Annotated in this window: 12 protein-coding genes; 6 read left to right on the top strand and 6 right to left on the bottom strand. The window is 62.0% G+C overall.

All coding sequences use genetic code 11. The features are described 5' to 3' along the window. Together QT222_RS15020 and QT222_RS15015 are read right to left on the bottom strand one after the other, a co-directional pair. On the bottom strand, positions 1-949 hold a 949-nt coding region (locus QT222_RS15020; RefSeq protein WP_491477635.1), incomplete at its 3' end, for an MBL fold metallo-hydrolase. 72 nt (positions 950-1,021) lie between these two features. Then, positions 1,022-2,761 carry a globin-coupled sensor protein gene (locus tag QT222_RS15015; RefSeq protein ID WP_004056907.1) on the bottom strand — a complete coding sequence of 580 codons (1,740 nt, stop codon included), beginning with the start codon at positions 2,759-2,761 and terminating at the stop codon, positions 1,022-1,024. Positions 2,762-2,908: 147 nt separating this feature from the next. On the opposite strand from QT222_RS15015, the gene QT222_RS15010 reads away from it, so the two are divergent. From QT222_RS15010 to galK, 3 genes are all read left to right on the top strand, one after another. Further along, positions 2,909-3,544, top strand: coding sequence for a rubrerythrin family protein (locus QT222_RS15010; protein WP_491477634.1), 636 nt, complete (start codon positions 2,909-2,911; stop codon positions 3,542-3,544). Positions 3,545-3,676: 132 nt separating this feature from the next. Beyond that, positions 3,677-4,243 carry an MOSC domain-containing protein gene (locus tag QT222_RS15005; protein WP_491477633.1) on the top strand — a complete coding sequence of 189 codons (567 nt, stop codon included), beginning with the start codon at positions 3,677-3,679 and terminating at the stop codon, positions 4,241-4,243. Continuing rightward, on the top strand, positions 4,240-5,448 hold the full coding sequence (galK, locus tag QT222_RS15000) for a galactokinase (RefSeq protein ID WP_491477632.1): 1,209 nt from the start codon (positions 4,240-4,242) through the stop codon (positions 5,446-5,448). The genes QT222_RS15005 and galK overlap by 4 nt, the downstream gene beginning before the upstream one ends. A gap of 50 nt (positions 5,449-5,498) precedes the next feature. Here the strand turns inward: galK and QT222_RS14995 are convergent, their stop codons facing one another. Continuing rightward, entirely contained in the window at positions 5,499-6,452 is a 954-nt protein-coding gene (locus QT222_RS14995; RefSeq protein WP_491477631.1) for an acetamidase/formamidase family protein, read from the bottom strand. Positions 6,453-6,552: 100 nt separating this feature from the next. Further along, the gene (locus tag QT222_RS14990; RefSeq protein WP_004056902.1) at positions 6,553-7,791 is read right to left on the bottom strand and encodes a mandelate racemase/muconate lactonizing enzyme family protein; all 1,239 of its coding nucleotides are present in this window, start codon (positions 7,789-7,791) and stop codon (positions 6,553-6,555) included. A gap of 433 nt (positions 7,792-8,224) precedes the next feature. On the opposite strand from QT222_RS14990, the gene QT222_RS14985 reads away from it, so the two are divergent. Beyond that, on the top strand, positions 8,225-8,749 hold the full coding sequence (locus QT222_RS14985; protein WP_004056901.1) for a hypothetical protein: 525 nt from the start codon (positions 8,225-8,227) through the stop codon (positions 8,747-8,749). A gap of 113 nt (positions 8,750-8,862) precedes the next feature. Here the strand turns inward: QT222_RS14985 and QT222_RS14980 are convergent, their stop codons facing one another. After that, positions 8,863-10,083, bottom strand: coding sequence for an HAD family hydrolase (locus tag QT222_RS14980; RefSeq protein ID WP_491477630.1), 1,221 nt, complete (start codon positions 10,081-10,083; stop codon positions 8,863-8,865). A gap of 130 nt (positions 10,084-10,213) precedes the next feature. Here QT222_RS14980 and QT222_RS14975 point away from each other — a divergent pair, with 130 nt between their 5' ends. Further along, complete coding sequence (locus tag QT222_RS14975; RefSeq protein ID WP_491477629.1) at positions 10,214-10,660, top strand: DUF5799 family protein; 447 nt, start codon at positions 10,214-10,216, stop codon at positions 10,658-10,660. Positions 10,661-10,743: 83 nt separating this feature from the next. On the opposite strand, the gene QT222_RS14970 is transcribed toward QT222_RS14975, so the two are convergent. Then, the gene (locus QT222_RS14970; RefSeq protein WP_004056898.1) at positions 10,744-10,893 is read right to left on the bottom strand and encodes a DUF7557 family protein; all 150 of its coding nucleotides are present in this window, start codon (positions 10,891-10,893) and stop codon (positions 10,744-10,746) included. 121 nt (positions 10,894-11,014) lie between these two features. On the opposite strand from QT222_RS14970, the gene QT222_RS14965 reads away from it, so the two are divergent. Continuing rightward, positions 11,015-11,901: PAS domain-containing protein (locus tag QT222_RS14965; protein WP_491477628.1), on the top strand; the 887-nt coding region annotated here is incomplete at its 3' end.

Genomic DNA, 11,901 nt, shown 5'->3' with positions numbered 1-11,901 from the left:
TCCGGACGGCGTGGGGCTCGCCCCCATGGACCTTGTTTCCTTTGGCCCCGGCCTGTTCACTGTAGGGTCCGGGCGCGAGGCGCGTGCCGCCGTCGGACTCGCCGTACCGCTCGCGGAGCGTCTCGTAGAGCCGCCGAGCCGCTGCGGGTGCGCCCGCATCGCCGTCTTCGAGGTCGGGGCGTGCGACGCTCTCCAGAAAGAGACTGTCGCCGACGAAACGCAGGTCTCCGAGACGGTAGGCGGTCATCTCGCTCGTATGTCCCGGTGCGTGAACGGCGACGAGTTCCGCATCGCCAACCGAGATGGTATCGCCGTCTTCCACGAGTCGGGCATCGAAATCGAGACCGCGGTCGACTGCACCGACTGGAACGACAGCGGGTGCGTCTGCGAGTTCGGAGACGGCGCGGACGCCGCTCACGTGGTCGGCGTGGACGTGAGTGTCGACGGCGGCGACGATTTCAGCGCCGTGCTCGCGGGCGTCTTCGACGTAGCGCGATGCGAACGTCCGGAGCGGGTCGATAACGACGGCTTCGTCGTCGACGATGACCATGTAGGCGAGACACCCGCTCGATGGGCGGTCGTACTGGAGCACCGTCGCATCGTCGTGTTCCATTTCGCGAGCGCGGTAGACGCGCGCCCAGCCTTCCATTCCTGTTTCGAGGTTCTCGGCTTCGACACCGGCGTCGGAGAGCAGGTCGGCGACGGTCGCACTCGCCCGGCCCTCCCCGCACGCGACGACGACCGGCTTTGGTGCGTCTCGGAACTGGTCTGCGAGCTCCGAGACGGTCCCGAGCACGTCCGCCTGCGTGAACTCAATCGCTGGAATCTGCGTCGCCGTCACGCGTTGTCCATCGATGTGCCACGCTTCGAACTCGTCGCGGTTTCGGACATCGAGTATCGCTGTCGGGTCGCCGCGCTGGAGTCGCGCCGCGAGTTCGTCGGGGGACATATCTACACCGTACGCACTCGGGGCGCAAGAACGCACCGCGGACTTCGAAGGAGAAACCACTCGGCCCGGAGCCTACTCTGTCGTCCCACCGTCGTTGCTGAGGTTCGGGTCGGGAGCTTCGTCGTATCCTGCTTCATCGAGGACGCTGGCCGGTGGACCGTCGATATCGCCCGAAGCGTCGAGATTCGTTGGCGAGGACAGTCCGTCCTCGTCGCCAACTCCTGACGCTCCCGAGTCATCGTCACTGCCGAGTCGCTCGGCCGCGTCGCGGATGGCGAGCACCTGCTGGGTCTGCGAGCGGGTCGCATCGGCGATTTCAGCTATCTGCTCCGAGACGTCGTCCGCTCGCATATTTGCATCGTCGACCATGTTCGCTATCTGTTCGGCGCTCGCGGCTTGGTCGTCGGTCGCTGACGCGACTTCACTCACACCGATGGTCGCCTGTTCGACCGCGGACGAGATGTCCGTTAGACTCCGCATCACGTCTTCTCCGCGGTCGATGCCGTCGTGAAGCCGGTCGGTCGTCTGCGAGAGGCTGTCGATAGTGTCCTGTGCTTCTTCCTGAATGTGGTCGACCGTGGTCTCGACTTCGGAGGCGCGCGCCTGCGACTCTTCGGCGAGGTTCTTGACCTCGCTCGCGACGACGGCGAATCCCTCTCCGGCCTCGCCCGCGCGGGCCGCCTCGATGGAGGCGTTGAGCGCCAGCAGATTCGTCTGCTCGGCGATGTCGTTAATCGCATCGAGCACTTCGTCTATCTCTTCGATTTGGTCGTGAAGGCGCTGTACGTCGCTCGATGCCGTCTCGGCCGCCTCGCTCACGTCGCGCATCACGTCGATAGCCTCGTCAGCCGCGTCCTCGCCCTCCGCCGCGCGGTCCGCCGCGTCGGCGCTGGTCCGTTCGACCTCTTCGGCCGTTGCCGCAATCTCTTCGACGGTGGCGCTCATGTCCGACACCTCCGACGCGACCGTTTCCATGTCGTCGGCCTGCTTCTCCGCGATGGTTTCGATGTCGGTGGTGCGGTCGGTGACTTGCTCGGATGTCGACAGCAGCTCTTCGACTGGTTCACTCACGTCGGCTTCGACTTCGGCCGCGAGTTCGCGGCGGCGCGCTGCAGCGGCCCGTGCGGCCTCACTGTGCGAGTGGATGTACGTGTCCATCGCCACCTGTTGGTCGAGAGAAAGCAGTTTCAAGACCGGAAGGAGTCGTTCGACGAGCGCATCGACCGCGTCGTCGACTGGGTCGTTGCTGCTACCCGTGCTGGTCTGAGCTTTATCGGTACCACTGCTACCACCGAGAAGGCCACTCAGTAATCCGTTGTTTTCACCCCCGTTACCGTCTGCTCCGCCGAATTCATCCTTTACTTCGGACGCGATTGCCTCGGTAATCCCCTCGTAGTACACCGAATACGCGCCGAGATAGAACTTCGGCCCGAGGTCTATCAAATCGTGTATTTTCCCGATGCGTGCCCGCTTTGCGAAGTAATCGGTGTCGTACTCGCCGGAGGCCAGTTGGCGAAGATAGGCCGCCTGGTCGGCTTGCAGCATCTCCATCGTTTTCGTCGACCGGTCGAAGAACGCCGTCGTTTCGGCGTGCTCGCCGAGGTGGTCGTAAAACTCGGCGGCGAACTCGTCCGCGAACTCGTCGAAGAGCGGTTCGAGGTCGCGAACGCGCTGCTCGTCGTCCGCAGAGAGACGGACGAACGACTTCCGCCACTCGATTTCAGCTTCGTCGATATCTAATTGCGAGAGAAGAGAGTCCCCGTCGACGCGCGCTCGCACGTCGGCTGTCACTTGCTCCGAGGGGTCAGTCATACATGTCACTCACCAGCCAACCATATTTCAACCCTCTCCACACGATATCACTATTGATATCCCCAAATATTTGCGGCCCGCTTCCGAGTCACAGCGAGAGTCGCTTGCAGGCTAACGTTCACATCGACGGCACCCCAGAGAGCATGTATGAACGCTGAAGAATTCTGTGAGTCTATCGAGGCGGCAAAGCAAACGCAACTCGAACGACTCGGGTCCTCGAAGCTCCTTCTCGCCCTCACCGAAGCGGACCTATCCAAACCGGCGGTACTCCGCACCGCCGCTTTCTCGGAGCACGCGGCCCGCGAGACGTTCCGCTCGTGGGCCGAAAGCGAGGACGACGAGCGCGCGAAATCGGCGTTCGAGACGACAGCACAACAGGAAGACGAGCACCTCCAGCGGGTCCTCGATGCGCTTGACGAAGCTATCGACTTCCCGGACGAACCGGGACCGATGCACGCGTACCTCCGCGGGCGCGACGACACCATCGAACGAATCGCCGCTGGCATGGTCGGCCGCGGACTCGTCTCGCTTCGAACCCACACGCAGGTAATCGGCTTTTTCGTCAACGAGGCGGACAGACAGGGTGCGGACCTGTTCCGGGAGTTAAAATCCGAAACCGAAGACACCCTCAACATCGGTCTCGACCTGCTCGACGAGTTGTGTGTGAGCGACGACGACTGGGAGCGCGCCCGGATGGTCGCCGAGTACGTCATCCAAGTTGCCTACGACGACTACGCTGACGGACTCGCCGAACTCGGCGTCGACCCCAAGCCGCTTTGTTGAGGCCGACCGTCGACCAAGAGATGTTCGTCCGCCGTCGCTGTCCGAACCGACTCATCCGCCGTCGCTGTCCGAACCGACTCATCCGCCGTCGCTGTCCGAACCTATTCGTCCCCCCGAGCGGTAGCCCGAAGCATGACTACCGAGGTGTGCGGACGCGTAGAGGCGCTCTACACCGCACCGTCGAAGGGCGAGTCGATGGTGGCCCACGAGACCGTCGCGGTCAGAGACGGGGGCGTCGACGGTGACCGGTACTTCGAGGGAACCGGCTACTACTCCGCGACCGACGGGTGTCAGGTGACGCTCGTCGATGCCGCGGTGCTGGACGACGCCGAACGCGAGTTCGGACTCGACCTTTCGAGCGGACAACACCGCCGAAACGTCGTCGTCCGCGGCGTCGACCTCGCAGACATGCTCGATGCGACGTTCGAACTTGGCGAGGCTGAACTCCGTGGAACGAAACTCAGGCCGCCCTGTGCGTATCTCGCGGACCTCGTCGGCGACGAAGACGTGGTCGAAGCGCTTCGCGAACGTCGCGGCGGTATCTGTGCCGATGTCGTCACACCCGGCCACGTCGCCGTCGGTGACGGTCTTCGGGTGACCGAAGCGAACCCGCGTGAGATGGGGAGGCAGATAGCCGAACGACTCGGCGGAAGCAACGCAGAAACGGAGCCTTCGGGACCAGAGGTCGGACACGAATGACAGAATCGAATCGGCAGACTGAATCGAGTCAGCAGACTGAGCACGGCCCAGTCAACCGAGCGACAGCGGGGCTTCGTTCGGCGTTCGGTACCGGGTCGAACACGCAAGACCCAGTCGTCGCGCTCGCACCCGGCCGAGTGAACCTCGTCGGCGGCCACACCGACTACAACGACGGTCTCTGTCTCCCGATGGCCGTGGACCGACACGTCGCGGTCGCCGCCCGTCCCCGAGATGATGACCTGCTGCGTGTCCATGCGACCGACTTCGACGGGACGGCACGGATTGGCCCCGGCGACGACCCAGACGGCTGGGCCGCCTACATCGCCGCCGTCGCTCGCGTCCTCCGCGAACAGGTGCCGATTCCCGGTTCGGACCTCGCTATCGCTTCGACTGTCCCATCGGGGGCCGGTCTCTCATCGTCCGCAGCGCTCGAACTCGCAACCGGGCGGGCACTCCTCGCCGTCGCGGACGCGGAACTGCCGACGACCGACCTCGCACTCGCGTGTTGGCGGGCCGAACGAGAGGGCGTCGGCGTCGAGTGCGGTATCCTCGACCAGTTCGCCGTCGGTCTCTGCAAGCCCGACTCGGCGCTTTTTCTCGACTGCCGAACCCGCGAGAACGAACACGTCCCGCTCGGCGGAGCGGTCGGCATCCTCGTGATAGACACCGGTGTCTCCCACGAGTTAGCGGACTCGGGTTACAACGACCGCGTCCGCGAGTGCCGCGAGGCAGTTACCGCGCTCAGAGATGCGTCTGGCCGCCCGCTCGACACGCTCAGGGATGTCGACCGCGACCTGCTGGAATCCCACGCCGATGCCCTCGAACCAGTCCACTACCGCCGGGCGAAACACGTCGTGACCGAAAACGAACGCGTCAACGTTGCCCGCGATGCGCTCTCCGCGGGTGACTTCGAACGGGTCGGTGAAGCGATGGTCGCGGGTCACGAAAGTCTCCGCGACGAGTACGAAGTGAGTTCCCCGGAATTGGATGCCGCAGTCGAACTCGCAACCGAGGTCGATGGTGTCTACGGGGCGCGGATGACCGGCGGCGGATTCGGCGGCAGCGCCGTGGCGCTGGTCGACGGCGACGGACTTAATCGCGCAAAAGAAGCGATTCGAGCGGTGCTTCACGAGCGTGTCGGGTCGGATGCACGGGTGTTCGCCTGCCGACCCAGCGGTGGTGTTGGGTTGGTTCACTCCCGCTGACGACTTCGCCTCACCGCTCCGCACCTTACCTTACCTCTTTGCACCCCACCTCACTCGGGGAAGATGCTGTTCGGCAGGAATGCGGTGACCGACCAGTTGGGCGCGCCCACGACCTCGCTCATTTTGAGGTCGAGTGCTGCGGAACAGAGGATATAGGCCTCGCCGCGGGTCAATCCGTGCTCGGATTCGAGGTGCGAAATCATGTGCCGGACGGCCCGCTTCATCGCACCCATCAGGTTCTCGTCGATGCCGGTCGTCCCATACGCCGGTCCCTCAGACCCAATTGAGATAGCCGCCGTCTCCAACTCAGGTTGCGAGATGGACTTGTCTTTCAGCACGTCGAATCGCGCCGTGACGAACATCGGCGCTTCGATACCGGTGACACAGACCTCGCCGTCGCCCTGTGCCGCGTGGCAATCACCGGTCGAAAAGAGCGCATCTTCGACTTCGATTGGGAGGTACAGCGTTGACCCCTTCGTGAGCTGTGCCACATCCATGTTGCCACCGGTGTCACGCGGTGGGAGTGTGTTGTGCGCGCCGCTGGCGGCCGGGGCGACGCCGGCGATTCCGGGGAACAGGTTCAGCGGCACTTCGATGTCGTTCACGAAGTGCGCCACGTCGTCGCCGAGGTCCCAGATGTAGAGCCCTCCCTCCTCGAAGTCTTCCGGGAGGAGCCCGTAGCCCATCTCGCCGGGCATATAGCCCGTATAGCCCCATCCCTTGTGCTCGAAGTCGAGGAACTCGACGGCGAGGACGTCGCCCGGCTCGGCACCTTCGACGGCGACCGGACCGGTAAGCGGGTGAACCGGGTCGAAACTCACGTTCCCGAAGTCTTTCGCTGTCGACCCCGGCGTGATTTGTCCGTCGAGCGCGTCTCGGCACTCGAATCGAACCACTTCGCCGGGTTCGACGGTGAGGACCGATTCGAGGCTGTTGTCCCACTTGTTGTGAATGTATTCGTCGTCGTCACTCAGCTCGTAGTCGATGGTGTAATCGTCCGTCATACGGTAGCATATAACGTGCTTATGTGACAAAAACTAGCTAGACAGGAGGCCCGCAGAATCGAGAAAACCGAAAGAGAGGAGGGTTGGAGTTCGGCGAAGTTTACGCTTCGTCGAAGAGGGTATCGCCGTCGACCATGTGCGCTTCGACGGTGTCCATGTCGAGCGTCAGGCCGAGACCCGGCTCCTCCGGAATCTCGATGTAGCCGTCCTCGATGACGGTCTCCTCGACGAGGTCCTCCCACCAGCCGAGTTCGTAGGAGTGGTACTCGACGGCAAGCGAGTTCGGAATCGCCGTGCCGACGTGCGCGGAGGCCATCGTCGCGACGGGTGACGAGACGTTGTGCATAGCGACCGGGACGTAGTACTGGTTCGCCACGTCAGCAATCTTCTGCGTCTCGCGCATGCCGCCGACTTTGGGCATGTCGGGCGCGACGATGTCGACCGCCTGATTCTGGATGAGGCGGCGGAGTTCGGTCACGCGGTAGCGGTTTTCACCGACCGTGATGGGGGTGAGCGTAGACTTCGTGACTTCTTCCTGCACTTCGAGGTTCTCCGGCGGGACGGGGTCTTCGAGCCACCACACGTCGTAGTCCTCGATAGCCGCTGCGAGACGCTTCGCGCTGCCGCCCGAGAACGTCCAGTGGCAGTCGAACGCCACGTCCGCGCGGTCCTTCACGCGTTCGGTGACCTTCTCGACGATTTCGGCCTTGTGCCGAATCTCGCCGGGGCGGAGGTGTCGGTTCGCGCGGTCCTTTTCGAAGCCGGACGGCACGTCGAGGTCGAACTTCAGGGCGTCGTAGCCGAGTTCCTCGACGACGCGCTCTGCCTCGTCGGCGCAGGCTTCGGGGTCGGCTTCTTCCTCGGTGTGGCAGTCGCAGTAGACGCGAACCTTGTCGCGGTACTTCCCGCCGAGAAGCTGGTAGGCCGGGATTTCGAGAATCTTGCCCGCGAGGTCGTGTAGGGCGATTTCAATGCCAGCGATGGCGGTGACGGTGACACCCTCGACGGAGCCTTCACCGGACATCTTTTGCACGAGGTGCTCGTATAGACGGTCGATGTCGAGCGGGTTCTCCCCCACGATGAAGGGCTTCATGCGCTCGATGAGTTCGGGGACGCCAGCACCCCAGTAGGCCTCACCGGTGCCGACGATACCCGCGTCGGTGTAGATACGGACGAGGGTCCACGGGAAGTTCCCGTCGACCATCGTCGTCTGTACGTCCGTAATCTCCACGTCTCGGCCGCCACCGCGCTTTGCGGTCACGCCCATCGTCTCCGCGGAGAGCTCTCGCATCGTATACTCCGCGTTCGGGTCGTGAAGGTCCGCGTAGTTCTTACCCATGTGTTAGGGTTTACTCGTAGATTAGTAAAGTTTTCCGACGGAAGTGTCCCCTCCTCGGGTCGAGGGTGACGACTCGGTGATACGACCGGTGCTCAGAGCCGAGGGCCACACCCGTAGTGACTCGATAACCTCCGGATTTTGTGACTATCTGTAAGATGTGAGAGTACTTCGGAAACGGACACTCAGAGCCGGTTGGTATTCCCGTGTTAAGACGAGTTAAGGTATCATATTTTCGCAGACTGCGGTACATTCTGAATTCGTGAACCTCCAACTGTTGTGTGACTCATCCGGTGCGACTGAACCGGTCGTCTGTCTGGGAGTAGATAATTCGTAACGAAAGCCTCCGAAGACAAATATCGAGTTGAATCATGTCTCCGACTGCCAGCGCTGAATCACTCCATAGAACAGACACCGACACACCGGAGGTTGCTCGATGAACCGTAATCGACTCGGCGTCGCGGTCGTCGTCTTGGTCATCGTCGTATTCGCCCTGCTGTCCGGCGGCGTGAACACGTCCAGCAAGTCGGTCCCGACAGACGAAGCCGACGCGACTATCGACACGGACGTAACCAACCCGGACAGCGACGCGGACGGCACCAACGACGTACTCAAAGAACCCGCTATCGTCGACAGTGATGACGACTCGGAGACGGATAACAATAGCTCCGACACCGATACCAGTACCACCAACGGCACGTTCACGACGGTGAACGAGACGGATACCGACGACAACTCAGAGACGACGAAGAAAAACAGCGGGTCGAGTTCCGACGACTCGGACGACTCCGACTCGGATACCAACGACGGGTCGTCGACGGACGACAGCACCACAGACCACTCGCCGAGTACCGACGACGATGACAGTTCGTCTACCGACGACAGCGACTCGACCACCGACGACAACACAACAACCGACGATTCGTCCACTGACGACGAGACCGATATGTGTACAGTGTGAATTGCCGACACTGTAAGCAGGGTGGGGGGTATACCCATCCACGTTACAGGGTGGCATTGTCGGCGATAGTGCGTCGAGACAGCCTCGACGTATCGTACTCGGTCGCCCAGCCGTTAGTCGACAAGCAGGTTGAGCGCGTACGCGGTTCGGAGCACCGACGCAGCGTCTCCCCGGTCGAACACTAGCTCGTCGGTTTCACGGACGTGTTCGAGCACGCCCGGTGAGGAGTGATCCGGTGCCGCGGCGAGACCCTGATCGTTTTCTGCGGCCCACGTCATCACGTCGAGGTCGGACTTCGAGTCGCCCATGACGAGCACGAACGGGTCGTCCACACCGAGCACGTCGAGGGCGGCTTCGACACCTGCAGCCTTGTTCAAATCGACCGCGGAGAGTTCCGCGGCGTCAGCGTGGTAGTACGCGACTGTAACGCGTTCGAGCGTCGCTTCGACCTCCGCCGGAATCTCCGTCTCCGGGTCCGGACGCTCGTCGCGGTCGGCGAGCACGCCTTCGATTTCCGGGTCTCGCGCCGCGAAGTAGGACCGAACCCACCCGGGGCCGTCCGGGTCGTCGGTGACGGCTTCGCCGAGGAGGTCCAAGAGGTAGACGAGCGCCTCGTCGATGACCGTCTCCGCGCTGTCGCTTCCGGTCTCGAAATTCGGCTTGAGTGTGACGTTGAACTCGTTGCCCTGCAGGTGGACACACCCGCGCAGCGAATCCGGAAGGTCGCGAATCACGCGCCCGCGAACCGACTCGAAGACCGACTGAACCGATTCGTCGAGCGTCTCGTAGAGCAGTCGCTTCGTGTCGGAGCCGTGTCCCGGCGTAAACACGCCCGTCCCCGCCTCGTAGACGATGCTCACGTCGCCGGAGTGGACGAGTTCGTTGCCGAGTCCCTGAATGGCGAACCCCTTGACGTTCTCCAGCGTCTGTCCGGTACAGATGACGATGGGGACGTCCGCCTCGTGGAACTCGGTGAGGAGGTGCAACACCTCCCGCGGAATCTCGTTGCCCGTTCGACCCGCCGAGCGAAGCGTCTCGTCCACGTCGAGCACGAGCGCGTTGACTTGACGACCGTACTTGGTGTAGAGGTCGAGGGCGGTAAACGCCTGATCTCTAGTGGCGCGGGCGGCGAGTTCGGCGTAGCGGTCGCCGTCCGAAAACGACCGCCTGATTCGGTCTTTCTTGTCTGTTAACTCGTCATCGACGGCCTGCCAGTGTGAGAGCGCCACCGAAGAGTCGAGTGGCGGCAAGAGGTCGACGAAGTCCTGTGCGTCCCGGACCGCGTCTGCATCGAAGTTCTCGTACAGTCGATACAGGATATCGTACCGCTCCATGACTCGGGGTCGTCACCCAACCGCATTAAACCCGTGTGGCAGGCGAATCGTGCCGCGATTGCTCGACCGGGTCCCGAAATCGTCGGACGACCCCGCAACTCTGATACTGACTGGCCGACGACGTGTGCACATGGCACACTGGACCGACAGCATCGTCGGCGACCGAATGACGGTAGACCGCGAGTTCAACGACCAGGTGATGAATTCCCGGTTCTCCAGTCAGGAGTGGGGTCTCATCATGACGGCGACCGAATTCGAAATCGAAGATGCGGACGACCCCGAGGCGGCACGAATCGTCGCGGAGACGGAGAAAGTCCCGCAGATTATCCCCGAACTGGACAACATCCGCAAACAGATGGGTTCGATGGGTGGGGGACAACAAGAGTCGCCGTCCGGTGGCGGCGGTATCGTCGACTCCATCAAGGGGGCACTCGGTCTCGGCGACGGCGGCAAGCAGGGAGAACAGGAGAAACTGGAGGACGCAGAGCGTCTTACGCAGGCCTACGCGGAGACGCTTCAGGAACACCTCGAAAACAAGGGCAAGTGGGAACAGGTCCGCATCAGCTACCTCGAATAACGGTGGCACGACGGGGCAACCCGACCGAGTCCTCGGAGTCTACCTGTGAATATCAGCGACGTACTCCGCAGTAGAGACGAATCTCAGTACTCCTCGCCAGCGTGGAACAGGGTTCGCTCGCTCGCCTCGTAGATGTTCATCAGTTCGTTGATAAGCTCGTCGTACTCCTCGTCTTCTTCTCGGAGATTGTCGAGTCGGGCGACCGTCTCGTCGTCGAGGTGAATCTGCGGCATAGTTGTTACCAGGTCGGCTGATACCTTAAGCAGCGGGTCGTGTCCCGAATAGCGGCTCAGATACGAACACCGGTTAGAGCATGAACATATTAACCACTGCCCGTCCATACTATTCTGTATTGTGGATAGTCTGGAGAACGAACAAAACGAGCCGATTCGTGTCCTCTACGTCGACGACGATGAGTCGTTCGCAGACAAGGTCCAGACGAAACTCTCCAATATCGACTCGAACATCGATGTTACGCTTTCGAGCGATGTCGAAACAGCACTAGAGCGTGTCGCGTCTCAGTCAATCGACTGCGTCGTCACCACGTATTCACTTGGAGCGGCGACCGGTCTCGACCTTGTCGACGCAGTCCGCGAACGAGCGGCGCCACTCCCGACGATATTGCTCACCAAGCAACGAGATGGACACGTAACCGCCGAAGCGGCATCGAACAACGCGTCCGACCATATCACGCTACAGGCCGAACGAGACAATTTCAGTATTCTCGCAACTCGAATTGAGACGCTCGTCAGCGCGGTCCGAAATAAGCAACGCGCCGTTGCGACAACCAACCGATTCAGGCGGACGCTCGAACGCACGACTGATGCAATCTACGCGGTGAACAGCGACTGGGAAATCGAGTACATGAACCAGAAGATGGCAGACCGTGTTGGCTGTGACCCTGACAGTGTCGTCGGGGCCATCCTCTGGGAAGAGTTTCCGTCTATTGCCGGAACCGAACTGGAGACGCGGTATCGAACCGCGGTGGAAACTGGTGAGCCGGTTTCATTCGAGCAGTATCTCGGGCCGCCGTTCGACTACTGGGTCGAAGTGCGTGCCTTCCCTGACGACGACGGCCTCACTGTCTTCTCCCGGGAGATAACCGAAGAGCGGGAACGGGAACGCGAACTCCAGCGCAGCAAGGCGATTTTAGAGAACGTCCACGATGTCGTATTCGTCATCGACTCATCGATGGAGATTCAGTATGCGAATCCGTCGGCCGCCCGTGCTCGTAGTAGTCC

The sequence above is a fragment of the Haloferax sp. s1 genome (assembly GCF_058382125.1).
This window is presented reverse-complemented; position numbering and strand designations above follow the sequence as displayed.